Origin of the sequence: Streptosporangium sp. NPDC051022 (genome assembly GCF_040683035.1) — a bacterium.
Classification (GTDB): Bacteria; Actinomycetota; Actinomycetes; order Streptosporangiales; family Streptosporangiaceae; genus Streptosporangium.
Window position 1 is genome coordinate 42,254 of sequence record NZ_JBFBCF010000015.1, and the last position, 19,706, is coordinate 61,959.

Here is a 19,706-nt window from a genome sequence, read left to right on the forward strand (position 1 = left end):
CCCGCCTGGCGGGTTGGACAAGCCGGTCAGGTCAAGGAGTGGTCCGGGGATGGTCCGTGTCTCGGGTGTCTCTCCTGACCGGCTCTCGCCTCGTCCCTCGGATAGCCCAGGGAGTCATCCCGAGCCGCCTCGTGCCTCGCGCGTTTCCGCTCAACGGCTCCCGCCTGGCGGGTTGGACAAGCCGGTCAGGTCAAGGAGTGGTCCGGGGATGGTCCGTGTCTCGGGTGTCTCTCCTGACCGGCTCTCGCCTCGTCCCCCGGACAGCCCAGAGAGTCATCCCGAGCCGCCCCGCACCCGGAGTGTTTCCGCTCGACAGGTCTCGCTCCGTGCTCTGGAGGGATCGGTCGAGACGGAGTGCGGTTCCGAGATGGCTCGTGTTTCGGGTGTCTCCTCCCTGTGGGTTTCGCCTTACGGTTCAGATGGATTGATCAGTTCAGAGCGCTGTTCCAAGGCGGTTCGTGTTTCGGATGCTTCTCCTTCGCGGGTTTCGTCTTGTGGGTCGTGTGAATCGGTCGGGCCGGAGAGTCACTTCGAGATAGCCCGTGTTCCAGGTGTGTCCCCTGAGCGAGTTGCCCTACGCGGGCAGGAAGAGTCGGTCAGACCAGGGCATCACCCCGGGCAAGACGTTCTCGGGGCGATTCGCCGGTCACCCGATGGTCCGGCTGTGACCGTCCGCGAGGTGCTGTCGTGACGGCGACGGCCGTGCTTCTGGCCGCTGTGGCGGTGTGGCTGTGGACCGGGCCCGATCCGGCGACCGCCCGTCTACACCGGACGGAACACCGCCATCCGCGTCCGCGTCGGTCACGTTCGCTACGTGAGAGGTTCACCGCCCGTTCCCGGCCTGCGAAACGTATGGCCGCCTGGCAGACGGCGTCGATCGAGTTGTGCCACGGGCTCGCGGCCGAGCTGGCCGCCGGGCGTACGGCCGGGGAGGCGCTGGCCCGCGCAGCGTCGGCCACGGATTTCCCTGACCCTGTGGCGCTCCGGCCTCTGGTCGCGGCCGCGAGAGACGGCGGAGACATCCCCACCACCCTGTTGGCCGTGGCTCCGGAGAAAGGGGGCGAGGCCTTCCGGGAACTGGCCGCCTGCTGGCGGGTGAGCATGACCACCGGGGCGGGCCTCGCGGGCCTCGTGGACCGCGTCGCCGCCTCCCTCAGAGAGGCTCAGGCTCATCATCAGGACCTCGCCGCCCAGCTCGCCGGTCCCCGCGCCACCGCCCGCCTGCTGGCCTTTCTACCCGCACTCGGCTTGCTGATGGCGGCGGGGCTCGGCATGAGCCCACTGGACTTCCTGTTCGGCAGTACGGCGGGCATCGGTTGCCTCGCCGCAGGCCTCGCTCTCGACGGCTGCGGTCTGTGGTGGACGAACCGCCTCGTCACCCGCGCCCAGCAAGTGTGATCCCGTCCATCCCTCTGACGAACAGCGGCGGACAGCGGCGGACAGCGGCGGACAGCGGCGGTCGGGGGTGGTTGGGGGCGGGCATCGATCCAGGTGCCCCATATGCCCGCAGTCCTCATATTCCATATTTCCCTGGGAGTTCATGCGCCCGGAGGACTCTCGTGCCTGAAGGGATGGTCAGAGAACTCCTGCGCCCCATGCCGGGGAAGTCGTTGCGCTCGGAGGAGTTCCGCGCCCGAGGACTTTTGCCTCAAGGAGAGGCGTGCTCAAAGAGTCCGAGGAGTCTCCGGCTGCGTCGATCTGCCGGCGACGGAGACGGACGCCATGCCACTTCGGGGTACCGACTCCACTTCACCGGGAGCTCCGGCTTCACCTCAGAAGATTCCGCTCCGGCAGTTCAAAGCCGTCTGCCACCTTCGAGGGCCACGAGAGGCAGTCACTTCGGCTTCGGCATCCGTCACGGGTTCAGGAACAGCCAGGTGAGGGCGGTGGTGCTTGAAGTGGCATGCCCGAGAAGGACTGGATGGGCCGGAGCCGACGAGAAGAGCCGGACAGAGCCGGAAGTGGTGTCGGGTGGAAGTCGGGGCGGAGAGAAGGGGGGCGGGACCGGGAGTGGTGCCTGCTAGGAGCCGGAATGGGGGTGGATGTGAGCTGGGGACGGCGAGAAGGGGGATGGAGCCGGGATAGGTGCCAGGTGAGAGCCGGGGCGGGAGTGGTGTCGGGTAGGAGCCGGAAGCGGTGTCGGGTGGGAGCCGGAATGGGAGCGGGTGGGAGTCGGGGACGGAGAGAAGGGCCGGCCGGAACCGGAACCGGAACTGGGGACCGGTGGGAGCCGGAGCCAGGTGAGGGCACCGAACCTCGGTACTGCCTGCCGTACGGAGGCCGATTTTTCTCTTTCCCCCGCCGGAGGTCGCAAGAAGCGAAGTCTCCGCCGAGAAACCGCGAGGAGTGAAGCGGATGATCATCATGTTGGCCGTGGTGCTCGCAGGGATTGCCGGGTGGCTGTGGACGCCGTCGCGTGATCCCGCCGAACGGATCGGCAGAGCCCTGAGGCCGCCGGTTCCCCAGGTTCCTCCGGCCTCCTTCTTGAAGGCATCCTTTCCCCGAGAGGCTTCCCCGGAGGCGTCCTCATCCCAGGTTTCTCCCCAGACGTCCTTCCAGCTTCATGCACGGACGCCTGCTCTCCGGGAATCCCTCTTCCGGCCGTCCTCCTCCTATTTCTCTCTGTCCCGTTTCTCTCTGTCCCGCTCGTTCTCCTCCGCTCCGCCTAGGGCGTCGTCACCGACCTGGACGCCGCCTCCTACGCGGGATCGCCCGCTTTCCCCGTCCACGGGAATGGGCCGCGAACCTGTGGAAAGGCGGCGGCAGAGCCGGGGGGAGGTGGCGTTCTGCGCGGTCGTCGGAGTGATGGCGTTCCTGGTCGTCGGCGCCCTGCCGGGGGCCGTCGTGGGCGTGGTCGTCTTCGCGGGCGCGTTGGGGGTCATCCGGAGGCGGGAGCCGTCCCGGCTCCGCAGGGAACGCGATCGTGTCGCGGCGGATCTACCGCTGGCGGCCGATCTCATGGTCGCCTGCCTGCGCGCGGGGCAGCCGATCACCGGTGCCGTCGACGTCACGGTCGAGGCGATCGGCGGGCCGCTCGGTGAACGGCTGGCCTGGGTGAGCGGACAGCTGAGACTGGGAGCCAGTCCAGAAGACGCCTGGCAGGCCCTGGCGGACGAGCGCTCACTGGCTCCGCTGGCGCGCGCCATGAGCAGGGCCGCACTCAGCGGCGCCCCTGTGGCCGATGTCCTCACCAGGCTGTCCGACGACTCCCGTCAGGCCGCCCGTGCCGCCTCGTCGGCGGCTGCGCGGCGGGTCGGCGTGCAGGCCGTCGCTCCGCTGGGACTGTGTTTCCTGCCTGCCTTCGTCTGTCTCGGCATCATCCCCGTCGTGGCGAGTCTCGCCAGTGACGTGCTGCTTCCCTGAGCTGTCCCGCGAGTTCTCTGAGCTGTCCCGAGAGGCTCACGGATGAGTTGTCCACAGGGGTGGCCAGCTGTCTCGCGGTTGTCCACAGAACGCCGCTCACATCCCCGGGATCCCACCTCCATCGAGAAAGCTGGCCTCACCGGCGCCGGGCATCGGACCCGGCCATGGATTCCAGGAGGAGACGATGAACCCATCGACCGTTGGTGGTGACCGGCCTGACCGGATGCGGTGGTTCCGGGCCCGCTGGGCACTGTTGATCGCCGCATCGGGTCGAGACCGGGGCATGTCCACCGCCGAATACGCCGTCGGCACGATTGCGGCCTGTGCCTTCGCGGCGCTCCTTTTCAAGGTGGTGACGAGCCCCGAGGTCCAGCAGTTGGTCACCGGCCTGATCAACAAGGCGCTCAACGTGGCCGGATGACCCCCATGGAACGGATCCCCGCCAGGGTGTTCAGCGTGACCGGAAGGTTCTCATGTGGCGGATGCTCGCCTCCTGCCGCCCGCAAGGCGTTCGGTGCGGTCGGAAGGTTTTCGTGAGACCGATGTTCGCCTTCCGTCGGTCCCGGGGGTCGGTGACCGCGGAGACGGCGGTCGCGCTCCCCGCCCTCGTCGTGGTTCTGGCGGCAGCCTTGTGGACGGTGGCCGCGGTCGGTGCGCAACTCGAATGCGTGGATGCGGCGCGGGCGGGTGCTCTGGCCGCCTCACGGGGTGAGTCGCTGGAGCGCGTGCGGGAAGGCGTCCTGAGTGCCGCTCCGCCGGGTGCGCGGGTGACGGTGACCCGGAGCACCGAGATCACCCGGGTGGAGGTGTCAGCGAGCGTCAGGCCCCGCTGGGGCGCCGTGCTTCCGGCCGTCACCGTCCAGGCGACCGCCGTCTCCGCCACCGAGCCGGGCGTGGAGCAGCCGAGGTGAAGAAGTGAGGGAGGAGACAGGTGACGGGAGGCCGGAGAAGTGATGGGGGTGACGGGAGCAAGCAGGGGTGAACGGGACGGGCGCAGGCAGAAGGAGCACGGGAGGAGACAGGCGATGAGAGAAGAACAGGAGGAGATGGTGGCAAGAGAAGAACAGGGGGAGACGGCGGCGAGCGAGGAGCAGGGGGAGACGGCGGCGAGCGAGGAGCAGGCCGGCTCATCGCGATGGATGAGGGGCAGCAGCTTCGCGTGGAAACAGGAGCGGGAGCATCGGGTCCGGAGGGGAGCTCCTGGCCGGGCTTCCCGCCGGGTCATGGGCGAACCCCGTTTTTGGGCCGTGGGCGGGCGGGGAGGGGGAGACCGAGGTGCGGCGACGATATGGACGGTCGGGATCATGGCGCTGATTTTCTCCGTGGCCACCGCGGTCGTGTTCGCCGGGACCGCCAGGGTCGCCCGTCATCGGGCCCGGAACGCCGCCGACCTGAGCGCGCTCGCCGCCGCTCGCCTGGCCTTCGCCGATCCGGCGCGCGGATGCGCGCAGGCGTCGTCGCTGGCCGTGGGCAACGGCGCGAAGCTCGTGCGGTGCTCCATCGATGCTTACGGCATCGCCGATGTCCAGGTGACCGTGGTGCTCTCGCTACCCGCGGTGGGCAGCCAGGTGATCACAGCAGAAGCCCGCGCGGGTCCCGTCCATATCGCCGACACCACCGGATGAGACGACTCCGTCCAGGTGATTTGGCGGACGTTCCTGTTCTTCGCGTACGCGGGGTTGGCGGGGATGGGGCATTACGGCCGGCAAGGTCGAGATGTGGGTGGTGGAGAGGTGACGCTGGGGGAGCGGGTGGACCAAGTGACGAGACGGTGACCACACGAGAGGGGATCGGTGGAGGCGTCGGCTGATGGAGCCTTGGTGGGGCATGACGGGGAGGATGGAAAGAAGAGCGAAAAGAGGGGAAGAGGCGGGGAGCGTTCGCGGAGGCGTCGGTGGATTTGGCTGGTGTCGGCCCTGGTGGCCGTTCTCCTGCTCGGGGGTGCCGGGCTCTACCAGCTGGCCGACTCCCGGACCTTCCAGCTCGCCGGGGAGCTGATCAGCCATGTCGAGACCGACGAGAAGGTCGTCGCGCTGACCTTCGACGACGGACCCGACCAGCACACCGGGGAGATCGTCGGCGTCCTCGCCAAGGAAGGGGTGCACACCACCTTCTTCGTCATCGGCTCGCAGGTCAGGTCTCATCCCGAGTACGCGGCGGCGCTCGTCGTGGCGGGTCACCAACTCGGCAACCACACCTACAACCACCGCAGGATGGTCTTCGTCTCGCAGGGCACCGTCGCCGCCGAGATCGAGCAGACGGACGCGCTGATTCGTGAGGCGGGGCAGAAGGGGGACATCCCGTTCCGGCCGCCGAACGGCAAGAAGTTCCTGGGCTGCCCCTCTATCTCGCCGAGCATGATCGGCGCACTGTCACATGGGACGTGGAGCCCGACTCGGGCGGCACTCCGACGGCCGCCGAGATCGTCGCCACGGTGCGCGCGCAGGTGCGTCCCGGCTCTATCGTCCTGCTCCACCCCTGGTACACCAGCGGACAGAGCACACGAGAGGCCGTCAGGGGGGCATCGAGGCCCTCCGGGACGAGGGCTACCGGTTCGTCACGGTCAGCGAGCTGATCGATCGGTAGCCGTCCGCCACGGCCATGATGAAGAGCTTGACGTCACGGCGACAGCCCAGGATGTCGGTAAGAACCGCAGGGGACTTCTCCTGATGAAGGAAGATGCAAGCGGGACCGTAAGAGGACTTGCGGAGCGGGTGTCACCGGCGATGGTTCCTTCACATGGATGCCAACATATTTGATGCTCTTCGAATTGGGATGTCTGATATCGGTGCGATCGCCGAGAGTCGAGGTGGAGCAGGTCCGCGAAACGACAACGGGGAAGGGGGAATTCCTGATCGCTTTCAGGTGGCGGCCTGAGACGTTGGGATTCTGTTTCACGAACTGTGGCCGGATTTCGATTTTACGATTCAACTCCTCGAAGGTTCCTGCCTGGGAATGCGGCGATGGTTTTCGGTGATCGAACTGTCGAAGTCCGGGAAGAGATCCCTTGTCGACGCTCGCCGTGACCGTTGCCTCCGCGCCCGTCTCCTGTATCTCCTGCGCCGCCTCCACCGGGGCGGTACGTGTGGTGGGGGACTGGGGGACGACCCCCGCGTCATCGTTCACGACTAGGCCATGGCATGGAGATGCTCTTTGTCGGGACCCTCGCGTACGACTCCGCCGGCAAGTGCTTGACGTTGGGATATCGAGAAGAGGCGCAGAGGGGCGTCGAACTGTCTCCCGTCTGGCCGGACGGAACTCGGTCGATCATATATGTGAGAAGGCACGGAGTTCACGTTCCGGGCGTCGGGCGGATTGTCGCCGGTGACGTGCTAAAGGTGGGGGCGGCGTGGTCGACCGGGATCGGGGAAAACTCGAGAAGCTCGCCGTTCTGGACGGCTGCGTTCCTCTCCGTTCGTCTGGAGGGAGCATGTTCATCGTCAACCGGTTCGATCGCATCACCGTGAATCCGGCCGTGTGAAACCTTCTCGTTGTCCGACATCGCGGTTGGAGAGTGTCGGCTCGGTCGGTACCGGTGCGCCATGCCGAACATGCGGCATATGCGGCAGTGCTCTCGCCGCGCCCGGTGGCTCGCCGTCCCAGGTTCTGTGGGACAGGCGCACACGCCGTCGGGGCCCTCCGGGCCTCTCATCGCGTTCGGTGACCGCTGCCTCGGACCTCGGGGTGGGGGGACGTGTGTTGCCAGGGGGCCTGTTGTGTTCGGTGGGGTGCTTTTCGGGTTTGGGGGCGGGGACGCGCGTGTTGTCCAGGGGTTGACTGTGTTCGGTGGGGTGTCTTCCGGGTTTTGGGACGGGGGCGAGGGGGTTGTTCAGGGGCCTGTTGTGTTCAGTGGGGTGCTTTTCGGGTTTGGGGGCGGGGATGTGCGTGTTGTCCAGGGGTTGACTGTGTTCGGTGGGTGCTTCTCGGGTTTTGGGGTGGGGGTGGTGTCGGGGCCTCGCCGCGGGCGCTGGAGCGCCTCTCAGGTTTCGGGGGTGGACGGCGGGGGTTCGGGGGTGGACAGCAGGACGGCCAGGAGGCGGAGCGCTCCGGCCTTGTCGAGGGGTTCGTTGCCGTTGCCGCACTTGGGGGACTGGATGCAGGACGGGCAGCCGCGTTCGCACTCGCAGGAGGCGATGGCCTCCCTGGTGGCCGTGAGCCAGTCGAGGGCGCGGGCGTAGCCGCGTTCGGCGAAGCCGGCGCCGCCTTCGTGGCCGTCGTAGACGAAGACGGTGAGCAGGCCGGTGTCGGGGTGGAGCTCGGTGGAGACGCCGCCGATGTCCCATCGGTCGCAGGTCGCGAACAGCGGCAGCAGGCCGATGGAGGCGTGCTCGGCCGCGTGGGCCGCCCCGCCGAGGTCCAGGCCCTCCTGGGCCAGGGAGACGGTCGCGGAGGCGGGCAGGGTCCACCAGACCGCGCGGGTGCGCAGCGTGCGCGGAGGCAGCTCCAGGGATTCGTCGCCGAGGAGTTCGCCGCTCTGGGCGCGGCGCTTGAGATAGGAGACGACCTGGCGGGTCACCTCGACCGAGCCGAAGTGGAGCTCTCCGGGGCCGAGCGAATGGGAGCGGAGCGACTCCAGGACCGAGATGTCGGTGACGTCCCTGGCGAAGGTCGTGTAGTCGGGGGTCCCCGCCTCGACGAGGGCGACCCCCGCCTCCAGGTCGAGCTCGTCGACCAGGAACGTCTCCCCCTGGTGCACGTAGACGGCGCCGGTGTGCACGCTGGTGTGCGCCGAGGGCTCGTCCACGGTGCCCAGCAGCCGGCCGGTGGACGTCTCGACGACCTGGACGGGGGAGCCGCCCGCCCCCCGGATGTCGGCGAGGTCCGTGGCCCGCTCCCGGCTGGTCCAGAACCAGCCGGTGGCGCGCTCCCTGAGCATGCCGTCCGCGACGAGGCCGGCCAGCACCTCCTTCGCGGACGGGCCGAAGATCTCCAGATCGTCATGGGTCAGCGGAAGCTCGGCGGCGGCGGCGCACAGGTGGGGGCCCAGCACGTAGGGGTTGCCGGGGTCCAGCACGATGGCCTCGACCGGGCGGCCGAAGAGGGCCTCGGGGTGGTGGACGAGATAGGTGTCCAGCGGGTCGTCCCTGGCGATCAGCACCGCCAGGGCGTCCTGCCCCGCCCGGCCGGCCCGACCCGCCTGCTGCCACAGCGACGCCCGCGTCCCCGGCCATCCGGCGATGAGCACGGCGTCCAGCCCGGACACGTCGACGCCGAGCTCCAGCGCGTTCGTGGTGGCCAGCCCGAGGAGCTCTCCCGAGCGGAACGCCTTCTCCAGTCCGCGGCGGTCCTCGGCGAGGTAGCCGGCCCGGTAGGCCGCCACCCTGTCGGGCAGGTCCGCCGGAGCCTCCCCGCCGAAGACGAGGTCCTGCAGCCTGGCGCGGGTGGTCAGGGCGACCGACTCGGCGGCCCTGCGGGAGCGGACGAAGGCGAGGGTGCGGACGTCGGCGGCGACCAGGTCCGCCAGGAGGTCGGCGCTCTCGACGGCGGCGGGGCGGCGGAGGGGAGCGCCTCCCTCGCCTCGTAGCTCGGTCAGGGGCGGCTCCCACAGGGCGAAGGTGGTCGCACCCCGGGGAGAGGTGTCCGTGGTCACCTCGGCCATCTGGAGGCCCGTCAGGCGTGTCGCGAAGGCCCCCGGCTCGCTGGCGGTGGCCGAGGAGAGCAGGAACGCGGGGGCGGCGCCGTACCGCGCGCAGATCCGGCGCAGGCGCCGCAGGATCTGCGCGACATGGGAGCCGAACACACCGCGGTAGCCGTGGCACTCGTCGACCACGACGATCTCCAGCCGCCGCCAGAAGGCCGACCACTGGGCGTGGCGGGGCAGCAGCGTGCGGTGGAGCATGTCCGGGTTCGTCAGGACGTAGTTGGCGTGTTTGCGGACCCAGGCCCGTTCCTCGAAGGGGGTGTCACCGTCGAAGGTGGCCGCGCGCAGCTCGGGCACGTCCAGTTCCTCCACCGCGCGGAGCTGGTCGGCGGCCAGGGCCTTCGTCGGCGTGAGATAGAGGACCGTGCCGCCGTCGAGCGCCGCCGAGACGGCCGGGACCAGGTAGGAGAGGGATTTCCCCGACGCGGTGCCTGTGGCGATGATCACGTTTTGGCGACGATGGAGCAGCTCAGCGGCCTCGGCCTGATGTGGCCAGAGTCCGGGGACCCCCTGGTTCGCCCAGCGCGAAACCAGCCGCTCGTCGACCCAGTCGGGCCAGCGGGTAGGGGCCGCCTGACGTGCGGGAACGTGCTCGACGTGGGTCACGCGGTCATGACGTGCGGGAACGCCGAGCAGGTGACCGAGTGCGGAACCCGCTCGGAGGGAGGAGGATGAGGGCGGAGTCACTGGTTTCCAGTCTGGCATCTGTGGGCAGAGTCGCCGGGAATCGTGATTTCGTATAGACACTGAGCGTACGCATGGTTGAATGCCGCGCGTCGGGGCTTGTCGTCTGGGGGCCACCCGGTCCCAGGAGTCACGCCTGAATCGGTACTTTCGCAGGCAAGGCGCTGGAGGATCTGTGGATCTGAAGTTGGACCACCATTCCGAGGACCGTCTCACCATCGTTGAGGTCGAGGGTGAGATCGATGTCTACACCGCGCCCAGATTGCGTGAGCTCCTGATCGACCTGGTCAACAAGGGGAATTTCCACCTGCTCGTCAACATGGAGAAGGTCGACTTCCTTGACTCAACGGGCCTTGGTGTCCTGGTCGGCGGGCTCAAGCGAGTGCGGGCGCACGACGGCTCACTGGAGCTGGTCTGCACCCAGGAGCGCATCCTGAAGATCTTCCGGATCACCGGACTGACCAAGGTCTTCGGAATCTATGCCTCGGTCGATGAGGCCAAGGAAGCTCACGGCTGAGACAGAAGTAACCATGGCTACCGTCGAGCTGACGTTCAGTGCCCTTCCCGCCCATGTGCGTACGGCACGCCTGGTCGCCACGGCGATCGCCAGGCGCACCGGGGTGGAGGAGTCGCTGCTGGACGAGGTACGGCTCGCAGTCGGTGAGGCATGCTCCCGGGCCGTCGAGGCACATCGTCTCCACTGTCCGGGAGAGCCGATCCGCATCGAGCTCCGTGATGATCTGGGACGGTTCGAGGTGACTGTCACCGATTCGGCCCCGAGCGATGAGCTGGAGCAGGATCGTGCGCTGTTGCAGCTCGACGATCCGTTCGTGCAGCTTCCCGATGCCCTGATGTCCGGCTTCGGTATCGCGGTCATCGTGGGGCTGGCCGATGACGTCCAGGTCTATCCGAGCCAGAAGGGCATGCGCATCCGCATGAGCTGGCCCGCGTCCACCAACGGCCTGACCCCGGTCTGACAGCGAGTACCCCCTTGGTCTGACAGCGGCAAGATCCCGGCAGCCGGACGCGTCCCAGACGCGCCCGGCTGTCCGTTTGTGGACTGTTGTTTCGGTCAAACATAATTTTGCTACCTACGGGCTGAAACAGAGGAAAACCCTGGTGGAAGCCCCTCACCTCCCGCTTTGGGCCACCTGTTAGGCAAGGGAGTCGGGAGGGATTACTGGGGCCGTCATTAAATGGCCACCCGCAGAGGCTTCATATCGGCGTCCTCGCTGCGTAGACTCCCCGCACCGGCCAAGGTTTGTCCTTCGGAAGCGGTCCCCGGGCGGGATCGGTTGCGAAGGAGGTCTGCGGACGCAACCGGAAGCGGCACTGCCAACCACCCCGGACGTGCGCCGCTTCAACTGCCGATCATCTACCGCAGCGCAGTCCGGGCAGGACGTGTACCCGTCTTGCCGAGGAGAGTCGGATGTCTGTGCTCGATCTCGCCGCTGCCGAAGAGCCAGCGGTATCCCTGAACGGTACCCATTTCAACATCGTGATCGCGGTGGCCGTCGTGGCCCTGATCGCACTGGCCGTCGCGGCCGTGCTGGTGCGGGAGGTGCTCGCCGCCAGTCAAGGCACCGAGCGAATGCAGAACATCGCGCGTGCCGTACAGGAAGGAGCTTCCGCCTATCTGACGCGGCAGTTCCGGACGCTCGCGTTGTTCGTCATCCTTATTCCTTTCCTTCTCTACCTGCTTCCCGCCGACTCGACCGGCGTGGCCGTCGGCCGGTCGGTCTTCTTCGTGTTCGGCGCGCTGTTCTCCGCGCTCACCGGCTTCATCGGCATGTGGCTCGCGGTGCGGGGGAACGTCCGTGTCGCCGCCGCCGCCCGCGAGTCCGGCGAGAAGGTCGCGATGCGGATCGCCTTCCGCACCGGCGGTGTGGCGGGCATGATCACCGTCGGGCTCGGCCTGCTCGGCGCCGCCATCGTCGTGATCGTCTACGGTGGCGAGGCCCCGGCCGTGCTGGAGGGCTTCGGCTTCGGCGCGGCGCTGCTCGCCATGTTCATGCGGGTCGGCGGCGGCATCTTCACCAAGGCGGCCGACGTCGGCGCCGACCTGGTCGGCAAGGTCGAGCAGGGCATCCCGGAGGACGACCCGCGCAACGCCGCGACCATCGCCGACAACGTCGGCGACAACGTGGGCGACTGCGCGGGCATGGCCGCCGACCTGTTCGAGTCCTACGCCGTCATGCTGGTGGCCAGCCTGATCCTGGGCAAGGTCGCCTTCGGTACCGAAGGCCTGGTCTTCCCGCTGGTCGTGCCGATGATCGGCGTGATCACCGCGATCATCGGCATCTTCACCACCGCCCCGCGCAAGGGTGACCGCAACGGCATGGCCGCGATCAACCGGGGCTTCTTCATCTCGGCGGCCATCTCGGCGGTCCTGGTCGCCGGAGCCGCCTTCCTCTACCTGCCCGACAGCTTCTCCAAGCTGAGCGGCGTGAGCCCGGAGATCGCCTCCGTCACCACCGATCCGCGTCTGATCGCGATCGGCGCGGTGCTCATCGGCCTGGTTCTGGCCAGCGCCATCCAGATCCTCACCGGCTACTTCACCGAGACCAACCGCCGTCCGGTGAAGGACATCGGCGAGAGCGCCCGCACCGGTCCCGCGACCGTCATCCTGTCCGGCATCAGCGTCGGTCTGGAGTCGGCGGTCTACTCGGCGCTGGTCATCGGCGCCGCCGTCTACGGGGCGTTCCTGCTTGGCTTCGGCAACGTCACCATCGCCCTGTTCGCCGTGGCCCTGGCCGGCACCGGCCTGCTGACCACGGTCGGCGTGATCGTGTCGATGGACACCTTCGGCCCGGTCTCCGACAACGCGCAGGGCATCGCCGAGATGTCCGGCGACGTCGAGGGCGAGGGCGCGCGGACGCTCACGTCGCTGGACGCCGTGGGCAACACCACCAAGGCCATCACCAAGGGCATCGCGATCGCGACGGCGGTGCTCGCGGCGACGGCGCTGTTCGGCGCGTTCAGGACGGCGATCGAGACCCAGCTGGGCAAGGCCACCCAGGGGGTGAAGGAGGTGCTGGGCTCCTTCAGCTCCTTCAGCCTGAGCGTCGACTCCCCGAACGTGCTCGTCGGCCTGGTGGTCGGCGCGGCGGTGGTGTTCATGTTCTCGGGGCTGGCCGTCCTGGCGGTCGGCCGCGCGGCCGGACGGGTGGTCTTCGAGGTCCGCGAGCAGTTCCGCACCAAGCCGGGCATCATGGCGGGCACCGAGCTGCCCGACTACGGCAGGGTCGTGGACATCTGCACCCGTGACTCGCTGCGGGAGCTGGCCACCCCGGGTCTGCTGGCCGTGCTCACCCCGATCGCGGTCGGTTTCGCCCTCGGCTACGCCCCGCTCGGCGCGTTCCTGGCCGGTGCCATCGCGTGCGGCACGCTCATGGCGGTGTTCCTGGCCAACTCCGGAGGTGCGTGGGACAACGCCAAGAAGCTGGTCGAGGACGGTCACCACGGCGGCAAGGGCTCGCCCGCCCACGAGGCGACCATCATCGGCGACACGGTCGGCGACCCGTTCAAGGACACCGCGGGACCGGCGATCAACCCGCTGCTGAAGGTGATGAACCTGGTGGCGCTGCTGATCGCCCCGGCCGTCGTGGCGTACGCCGACAACGTGACGCTCCGGGTCGGGATCACCGTGGTCGCGGTCGTGATCGTCGTGGGCGCGGTGGTGGTCTCCAAGCGCCGCTCGGCGAGCATCAGCCCGACCGAGAACAACCCCGCGGACCGGGAGCGCGAGTCGGTCTCCAGCTGAGAGGGCGGCCGGAGATCCGCTCTCCGGCCGTACCGGACGTGACGTCCCGCGAGGGGATCGGACGTGGCGTCCCGTCACGGGACATGATGTGGCGTCCCGTGACGGGACCGGACGGGCCTTTCGCGACGGGATCGGACGCGGCGTTCCGTGACGGGACCCGATGCGGCGTTCCGTGACGGGATCGGACGTGACGGTCCGTGACGGGGCCCGGCGTGACGTCCGCAACGAGGGGTGCACGGGAGCCGTGCACCCCTTTCGCGTGTGCGGTGCCCCCCGGTGGGAAACTGGCCCGTATGGAACAGCAGCCCTCCGGAGCCAGAACGCTCTTGCTCATCCTGTTGGCGATGGTCGTGGTGTTCGCGGTGATCGTGGGGGTCGCGATGTGGGCGGCGGGGTGAGGGTGAAGTGACGACACGGACGCTGGTCGTGCTCAGGCACGCCAAGGCGGCACACATTCCCGGGCTCGCCGACAGGGAGCGGCCCCTGACCGAGCGCGGCAAACGCGATGCCCACCGGATCGGCCAGGAGCTCGCCGGCCTGGACCTCCGGCCGGACCTGGTGCTCTGCTCGCCGTCGACGCGGACGAGGGAGACGGCGGAGCTGGCCCTGCCGGGCGCGGACATCACGTTCGAGCGGGACATCTACGAGGCCTACGCCGACGACCTGCTCATGCTCGTCCGGCGGAGCGACCCCGCGGTCCGCACGCTGATCCTGGTCGGTCACAACCCCGGGGTCCACGAGCTGATCCAGGACCTCACCACCAGGGACGGCGACTCCGGCTTCCCGCCGGGCGCCTTCGCGGTCATCGAGACCGACGACGAGTGGGCCGGGCTCGACAGCGGACGGACCGTCGTGCGCTGGAGTCCGAAGGAGCACTAGGGAACCACTAGGGAACGCTGCGGACCCGCGCGGGAGCGGTACGCCCGGCCCGCGCGGATCCGACCTCGGGAGGCCCGGGAGGACGGCATGCGGAGGATCGCCGGGACCCTGCGCGGCGACTTCGCGATCACGGGCCGTCCCGCGTGGGGGTACGGCCTGCTGTGCGCCCTGGGCATCTGCCTCCCGCTGCTGTCCGGCGTCGCCGTCGGCCACGTCCGGCAGGGCGCCGTGATGGCCCTGGGCGCCTACCTCACCGTCTTCGGCGACGCCCCCGGCCTGCCGTACGGCACGCGGGCCCGCAAACTGCTCACCACCGCGTTCATGGTCACGCTGGGGACGGGGCTGGGGCAGCTGATCCAGCCGTGGCCGTGGCTCGCGGTCGTCGTGGTGGGCCTGGTCGCGGCGGCGAGCGCCTACTGGCGGGTGATCGGCATGTCCGCGGTGCTCGCCGTGACCCTGAGCTACTTCGCCCCCTCGGGTGTGGGCCCCGTCGTCCACATGGCGTTCACCGCGGCGGGCGGCCTGCTGGTCACGGTGCTGCTCCTGGCGCTGTGGCCGGTGCGCCGCCTCAGGCCGCTCCGCACGGCCTTCGAGGAGGCCGGTACGGCGCTGGCCGACCTGCTCGTCGGCGCGGGCCGCGCCCCTCTCTCCGACGAGAGCTGGGAGTCGCTGCGACGCCGCGCGGTCACGGCCGAGGACGACGCGAACAGGTCCTTCTCCCTCTACCGGGTCTCGCAGGAGGGCGACCAGGCCGGGGACCGGCTGCTGGTCACGCTGGACCGCGTCTTCCAGGAAACGGTGGCGCTGAGGGTGCTGCGGGTGGCGGCCGTACGGGCGGATCTCGGGACGGAGTGGACCGAGGATCTGGCCGGGGCGGCCGATACCCTGGCCCGCGCGCTGCGGGAGGCGGTCACCGCCGGGGGGACGGTCGCGATGCCCGAGTCCCTGGCGGCCGTCACGCGGTTCGCCGACCGGGTCCAGGAGATGCGCAGGGCGGCCCACGCGGGCGAGGTGCCGCTGCCCGGGGTCGTGCTGCTGGGGCAGATCCGCCGGTGCCTGGACCGGATCTGGACGGCGGTGCGGTCGGTCTCGCAGCAGGCGGCCGAGGCGGTGGAGGTCGGGCCGCGCCTGCCGAGGTTCGTCAGGCCACGCAAACCGGTCTTCTCCACCGGCTACCACCCCCTGCGGCTCGGTCTGGCGGTGACGCTGGCCATGGTGTTGATGCAGCTGGCCCACGAGCACTACGCCAAGTGGTTCGTGGTGACCGTGCTCGTCAGCACCCGCCCGGCCTACCGCGACACGGTCGACCGGGTGACGCTGCGGGGGCTGGGCACGGCGGTCGGTGCGACGGGGGCGGCGGTCGTGCTCGCGATCGCCCCCGGCCACCTCTACCTGATCGCGTTCATCGGGGTCTGCGCGGTGCTGGGATTCGCGTTCAGGGGGGCGAGCTACGGTTACTGGACGATCTTCGCCACGCCGATGTCGCTGATACTGTCCGACTTCACCGCGCCGATCGACTGGGGCGCGGCGGCGGCCCGGGTGGCTCTCACGGTCGCGGGCGGGGCGCTGGCGCTGCTGCTCTCCCGCCTGCTGTGGCCCAGGGGACACCGGGCGCGGCTGACCGGCAGGATCGTGGCCACCCTCAAACGGCACGCGACGGTGGTGCGGTTGCTGGCCGACCGGGATCCCGCCGAGGTGCGCGCCGCGATCTCCGACGCGGGAAAGGCCGCGGAGCGGCTCACCGACTCCCTGGACCGGCTGGACAAGGAGCCGGGAGGCGGTGCCCCGCAGCGCCTGAGGGAGGCGGTGACGGCCGCCAGGCGGCTGCGGGACAACGCGCTGGCGATGCTGACCGTACCGCCGCCCGTGGAGGAGTCGGGGCCGACGGTGACGATCCTCGACATGGTCGCCGACCGGCTGGAGAGCGTCGCGGAGGAGGTCGGGACCGGCCGCCCGGCGGCGCCCGCGGACGATCTGGACCGCGTGCTCGACGAGCTCGGGGCGCGGGTGAACATGCTGGCCGCGCGGCGGCTGGACGAGGTGGCCGAGGGAGCCGGCGACCGGATGACCGGGGTACGGCGGGGGATCATGCACGCCGCCGCCGTACAGCCTGCCCTGAAGGGGCTGAGCTCCGCCGCGCTCCGGCTGGCCTCGCTCACCGCTCCACCGCGCTGAAGCCGCCTCAGGGCCTCATCGGTGCCGCCCCGGTACTTGCCGCCCCCAGCGCAGCCTCAGCGCCGCCCCAGTGCCTCGTCAGTGTTTCACCGAGGGGACGCCGTCCTCGGCGTCGGCGGCCTCGACCTCGGCGCGCGGGATGCCGAGCAGGTAGAGGATCGCGTCGAGGTAGGGCACGTTGACCGCGGTGTCGGCGGCCTTGCGGACCACCGGCTTGGCGTTGAACGCGATGCCCAGGCCCGCCGCCGCGATCATGTCCAGGTCGTTGGCGCCGTCGCCGATGGCCACGGTCTGGCTGATCGGGATGCCCGCCTCCCGGGCGAAGCGCTCGAGCGCCCGCGCCTTGCCGGGACGGTCGACGATCTCGCCGACGACCCGCCCGGTGAGCACGCCGTCGACCACCTCCAGGGTGTTGGCCGCGGAGTAGTCGATCCCGAGCTCCTCGACGAGGGCGTCGGTGAGCTGCGTGAACCCACCGCTGACGATCGCGAAGCGGTAGTCGAGCCGCTTGAGCGTCCGCACCAGCGTCCGGGCGCCCGGGGTGAGCACGAGCTCCTTGCGGACCTTCTCGAAGGTCTCCTCGCTCAGGCCCTTCAGCAGCGCGACCCGGCGGCGCAGCGACTCGGCGAAGTCGAGCTCGCCGCGCATCGCCTCCTCGGTGACCCTGGCGACCTCCTCCAGGCAGCCCGCGTGGGCGGCCAGCAGTTCGATCACCTCGGCCTGGATCAGGGTGGAGTCGACGTCCATCACGATCAGCCGCTTGGCCCTGCGGTGCAGGCCGCTGCGCTGCACGGCGACGTCCACCTGCTGGGCGTACGCCTCGGTGGCCAGCTCGGTGCGGAGCGCGTCGGGGTCGGCGCCGGAGACGGCCAGCTCGAAGCAGGTCACCGGATAGTTGGACAGCCGCTCGATCCGGTCGATGTTGGCGCCCGCCGCCGCGATCCGGCCCGCGATGCCGGCCATCGCGGCCGGCTGCAGGGGCGAGCCGAGGACGGTGACGTGCAGCCGCCCGCGACGGCGCTTCTCCTGGAGGTCCGAGCCGGTGGACAGCTCCACCTCGAGACCCAGGTCTCCCGCGGTCCGCTCGATCGCGGTCCACAGGGCGCCGAGGGTGCCGCCGGTCCCGGTCGGGGTGTCGCCCGCGTAGGCGACGAGAACCCCCAGGGTGAGCCTGCCGCGGATGACGACCTGTTCGACGTCGGCGACGACGACGGGGAAGCCGGACAGGACGGAGAAGAGCCGCGAGGTGACCCCGGGGCGGTCCGGTCCGGACAGCGTGATAAGTAGCGTGCGCTGGTTCATCGGTGTCTACGCTACTTGGCCCCCGAAACGATCGTGAATGCGGTTCATCATCCGGACGCCTGAAGTTCGCGGCGACCTCCTGTCCTGCGTCATCTACGCCTGGCTTCATGTCTTCATGACGACCACTCCCGCGGGGCAGAGGGTCGCTCGCTACGTCGTCGGGCTGGCCGATACCGCCGCCGACATGCGGGAGGCACAGCGCCTGCGTCATCAGGTGTTCGCCGAGGAACTGGGCGCTCGGCTGGACACCCCCATAACCGGTCTGGACGTCGACCCGCTCGACGCCTACTGCGACCACCTGCTGGTACGGCACGGCGAGACGGGCGAGGTCGTCGGCACCTACCGGCTGCTCTCCCCCCGCAGGGCCGACCGCCTCCACGCGGACTCCGGGTTCGACCTCGGCGCGCTGGCCGGGATCCGGGAGAGCACGGTCGAGGTGGCCAGGGCCTGCGTGCACGCCGACCACCGGTACGGCACGGTGATCGGGCTGATGTGGGCGGCCATCGCGCGCTACATGGTCGCGGGGGGCCACCGGTGGCTGGCCGGGGCCTGCTCGGTCCCGGTCGCGGAGGCCGCCGGGGTCATGGAACGGGTGCCGCTCTCCCCGCCGGAGTACCGTGTCACCCCGCGCAGCCCCTGGCGTCCCCGCCGGGGCTCGGCACGCGGGACGGCCGGGACGGGGCGCGGTTCGGCGCGGGGTTCCGCGCGTGGCGCGGCGGGATCGGAGCGAGGTTCCGGGCGGGGTTCGGCGCGCGGGGCGGGGGGAACGGAGCGGGACACGCTTCCCGTCCTGCTCAGGGGCTGTGTCCGGATGGGCGCGTGGGTCTGCGGTCCGCCCGCCCACGACCCCGTCTCCGGCACGGCCGACTTCTTCGTGCTGCTGTCGATGGCCGACCTGGACCCGCGCTACCTGAGGCACTTCCTGGGAGCCCCGGTATGAACGCGTGGCTGCCGGTGGGGCCCTGCAGGCCCGCCACCTGCCTCACGCCCCAGGGACCGACGGTCGGCCGCCCGCTCAAGGTGCTGCGGCTGGCGGCGGCCGTACTGGTCCTGCTGGCGGGGACGGTGCTCGCCCTCGTCGCCCGCGGGCTGAGCACGACCAGGCGGATCCGGCTGATGAGCGCCTGGTCCCGGGCGGTGCTGTGGACCCTGGGCGTCCGGGTCGAGGTACGGCCCGGCTTCGCCTTCCTGGCCGGTTCGGCCGCCGGGCTGCGTATCCGCCCCGTCTCCACGGCGGCACCGCTGGTCGTGTCCAACCACGTTTCCTGGCTGGACCCGCTCGTCATGGCGGCCGTCATGCCCTGCCGCCTGCTGACCAGGAGCGAGACCCTGGGCCGGCCGGTGATCGGCGGGCTGGCCGCGGCCGCGGGCGTCCTGGTCATCGACGCCGGCAGGCCCTCCACGCTGCCCGAGGCTGTCGCCGGGGTGGCCGGGGCGCTCGGCGAGGGGGAGCCGGTCGCGGCCTTCCCCGAGGGCACCACGTGGTGCGGCCGGGAGATGGGCGCCTTCCGGCGCGCGGTGTTCCAGGCGGCGCTGGACGCAGGCGCCCCGGTCCGGCCCGTGGCGCTGAGATATCTGGGACCGGGCGGGGCCACGGCGACCGAGGCCGCGTACGTCGGCGACGACACGCTGGTGGCCTCGGTCCGCAGGGTGGCCGGGATCCGGCGGCTGACCGTCGAGGTGACGCTGCTGCCCCCGGTCCAGGCCCGTGACCGCAGGTCCCTGGCGTGGGCGGCGGAGTCCTCGATCGCCTCGGTGGTGATCGCCCCGACCGCCCACGCCGCCCGGGTGGCAGCCTGAGCGGCGGACGGGCGCGTTCTCGGGGGGTGATTTTCCACGCGGGGTTCTCCGCGTGGTCTCCGGACCGGCACCGGCCGGTGGCCGAGACGGGTGGGTCTC

16 protein-coding genes are annotated in these 19,706 nt (G+C 70.1%); 14 read left to right on the forward strand and 2 right to left on the reverse strand.

Features of this window, described 5'->3' with window-relative positions; all coding sequences use genetic code 11:
- Positions 1-852 precede the first annotated feature (852 nt).
- The 7 genes from AB0N02_RS23785 to AB0N02_RS23815 all read left to right on the forward strand — a co-directional run bounded on the left by AB0N02_RS23785 (position 853) and on the right by AB0N02_RS23815 (position 6,844).
- Complete coding sequence (locus AB0N02_RS23785) at positions 853-1,398, forward strand: type II secretion system F family protein (protein ID WP_363950315.1); 546 nt, start codon at positions 853-855, stop codon at positions 1,396-1,398.
- A gap of 1,335 nt (positions 1,399-2,733) precedes the next feature.
- Positions 2,734-3,363: a type II secretion system F family protein gene (locus AB0N02_RS23790; protein WP_363950318.1), complete on the forward strand. Its 630-nt coding sequence runs from the start codon at positions 2,734-2,736 to the stop codon at positions 3,361-3,363.
- Between the two features lie 184 nt (positions 3,364-3,547).
- Positions 3,548-3,784: a DUF4244 domain-containing protein gene (locus tag AB0N02_RS23795; RefSeq protein ID WP_363950320.1), complete on the forward strand. Its 237-nt coding sequence runs from the start codon at positions 3,548-3,550 to the stop codon at positions 3,782-3,784.
- A gap of 121 nt (positions 3,785-3,905) precedes the next feature.
- The gene (locus AB0N02_RS23800) at positions 3,906-4,274 is read left to right on the forward strand and encodes a TadE family type IV pilus minor pilin (protein WP_363950323.1); all 369 of its coding nucleotides are present in this window, start codon (positions 3,906-3,908) and stop codon (positions 4,272-4,274) included.
- Positions 4,275-4,586: 312 nt separating this feature from the next.
- Complete coding sequence (locus tag AB0N02_RS23805) at positions 4,587-4,988, forward strand: Rv3654c family TadE-like protein (RefSeq protein ID WP_363950755.1); 402 nt, start codon at positions 4,587-4,589, stop codon at positions 4,986-4,988.
- Between the two features lie 195 nt (positions 4,989-5,183).
- Positions 5,184-6,122 carry a polysaccharide deacetylase family protein gene (locus AB0N02_RS23810; RefSeq protein WP_363950326.1) on the forward strand — a complete coding sequence of 313 codons (939 nt, stop codon included), beginning with the start codon at positions 5,184-5,186 and terminating at the stop codon, positions 6,120-6,122.
- A 590-nt stretch (positions 6,123-6,712) separates the two neighbouring features.
- On the forward strand, positions 6,713-6,844 hold the full coding sequence (locus tag AB0N02_RS23815; protein ID WP_363950328.1) for a hypothetical protein: 132 nt from the start codon (positions 6,713-6,715) through the stop codon (positions 6,842-6,844).
- A 498-nt stretch (positions 6,845-7,342) separates the two neighbouring features.
- Here the strand turns inward: AB0N02_RS23815 and AB0N02_RS23820 are convergent, their stop codons facing one another.
- Entirely contained in the window at positions 7,343-9,709 is a 2,367-nt protein-coding gene (locus AB0N02_RS23820; RefSeq protein WP_363950331.1) for a DEAD/DEAH box helicase, read from the reverse strand.
- Between the two features lie 154 nt (positions 9,710-9,863).
- Between AB0N02_RS23820 and AB0N02_RS23825 the strand changes: the two genes are divergently transcribed.
- The 5 genes from AB0N02_RS23825 to AB0N02_RS23845 all read left to right on the forward strand — a co-directional run bounded on the left by AB0N02_RS23825 (position 9,864) and on the right by AB0N02_RS23845 (position 16,505).
- A complete protein-coding gene (locus tag AB0N02_RS23825) occupies positions 9,864-10,205 on the forward strand; it encodes an STAS domain-containing protein (RefSeq protein WP_363950333.1) in 342 nt (113 codons plus the stop codon).
- Between the two features lie 13 nt (positions 10,206-10,218).
- Complete coding sequence (locus AB0N02_RS23830) at positions 10,219-10,665, forward strand: ATP-binding protein (RefSeq protein ID WP_363950336.1); 447 nt, start codon at positions 10,219-10,221, stop codon at positions 10,663-10,665.
- A 452-nt stretch (positions 10,666-11,117) separates the two neighbouring features.
- Complete coding sequence (locus AB0N02_RS23835; RefSeq protein WP_363950339.1) at positions 11,118-13,451, forward strand: sodium-translocating pyrophosphatase; 2,334 nt, start codon at positions 11,118-11,120, stop codon at positions 13,449-13,451.
- Between the two features lie 405 nt (positions 13,452-13,856).
- Positions 13,857-14,330 (forward strand): histidine phosphatase family protein, encoded by a 474-nt coding sequence (locus tag AB0N02_RS23840; RefSeq protein ID WP_363950342.1) that lies wholly within the window; start codon positions 13,857-13,859, stop codon positions 14,328-14,330.
- A gap of 87 nt (positions 14,331-14,417) precedes the next feature.
- Positions 14,418-16,505, forward strand: coding sequence for an FUSC family protein (locus tag AB0N02_RS23845; protein WP_363950345.1), 2,088 nt, complete (start codon positions 14,418-14,420; stop codon positions 16,503-16,505).
- A 78-nt stretch (positions 16,506-16,583) separates the two neighbouring features.
- Here AB0N02_RS23845 and serB read toward each other — a convergent pair whose 3' ends face one another.
- Positions 16,584-17,807, reverse strand: a complete 1,224-nt coding sequence (serB, locus tag AB0N02_RS23850) for a phosphoserine phosphatase SerB (RefSeq protein WP_363950348.1) — start codon at positions 17,805-17,807, stop codon at positions 16,584-16,586.
- 37 nt (positions 17,808-17,844) lie between these two features.
- Here serB and AB0N02_RS23855 point away from each other — a divergent pair, with 37 nt between their 5' ends.
- Together AB0N02_RS23855 and AB0N02_RS23860 are read left to right on the forward strand one after the other, a co-directional pair.
- A complete protein-coding gene (locus AB0N02_RS23855) occupies positions 17,845-18,747 on the forward strand; it encodes a GNAT family N-acyltransferase (RefSeq protein ID WP_363950350.1) in 903 nt (300 codons plus the stop codon).
- Complete coding sequence (locus AB0N02_RS23860; RefSeq protein WP_363950352.1) at positions 18,744-19,607, forward strand: lysophospholipid acyltransferase family protein; 864 nt, start codon at positions 18,744-18,746, stop codon at positions 19,605-19,607. The genes AB0N02_RS23855 and AB0N02_RS23860 overlap by 4 nt, the downstream gene beginning before the upstream one ends.
- Positions 19,608-19,706 lie beyond the last annotated feature (99 nt).

Coding starts and splice junctions, on each gene's coding strand:
- AB0N02_RS23860 (WP_363950352.1), top strand. CDS start 18,744: ATGAACGCGTGGCTGCCGGTGGGGCCCTGCAGGCCCGCCACCTGCCTC.
- AB0N02_RS23845 (WP_363950345.1), top strand. CDS start 14,418: ATGCGGAGGATCGCCGGGACCCTGCGCGGCGACTTCGCGATCACGGGC.
- AB0N02_RS23785 (WP_363950315.1), top strand. CDS start 853: ATGGCCGCCTGGCAGACGGCGTCGATCGAGTTGTGCCACGGGCTCGCG.
- AB0N02_RS23795 (WP_363950320.1), top strand. CDS start 3,548: ATGAACCCATCGACCGTTGGTGGTGACCGGCCTGACCGGATGCGGTGG.
- AB0N02_RS23790 (WP_363950318.1), top strand. CDS start 2,734: ATGGGCCGCGAACCTGTGGAAAGGCGGCGGCAGAGCCGGGGGGAGGTG.
- AB0N02_RS23835 (WP_363950339.1), top strand. CDS start 11,118: ATGTCTGTGCTCGATCTCGCCGCTGCCGAAGAGCCAGCGGTATCCCTG.
- serB (WP_363950348.1), bottom strand. CDS start 17,807: ATGAACCAGCGCACGCTACTTATCACGCTGTCCGGACCGGACCGCCCC.
- AB0N02_RS23820 (WP_363950331.1), bottom strand. CDS start 9,709: ATGCCAGACTGGAAACCAGTGACTCCGCCCTCATCCTCCTCCCTCCGA.
- AB0N02_RS23830 (WP_363950336.1), top strand. CDS start 10,219: ATGGCTACCGTCGAGCTGACGTTCAGTGCCCTTCCCGCCCATGTGCGT.
- AB0N02_RS23800 (WP_363950323.1), top strand. CDS start 3,906: ATGTTCGCCTTCCGTCGGTCCCGGGGGTCGGTGACCGCGGAGACGGCG.
- AB0N02_RS23855 (WP_363950350.1), top strand. CDS start 17,845: ATGCGGTTCATCATCCGGACGCCTGAAGTTCGCGGCGACCTCCTGTCC.
- AB0N02_RS23805 (WP_363950755.1), top strand. CDS start 4,587: ATGGGCGAACCCCGTTTTTGGGCCGTGGGCGGGCGGGGAGGGGGAGAC.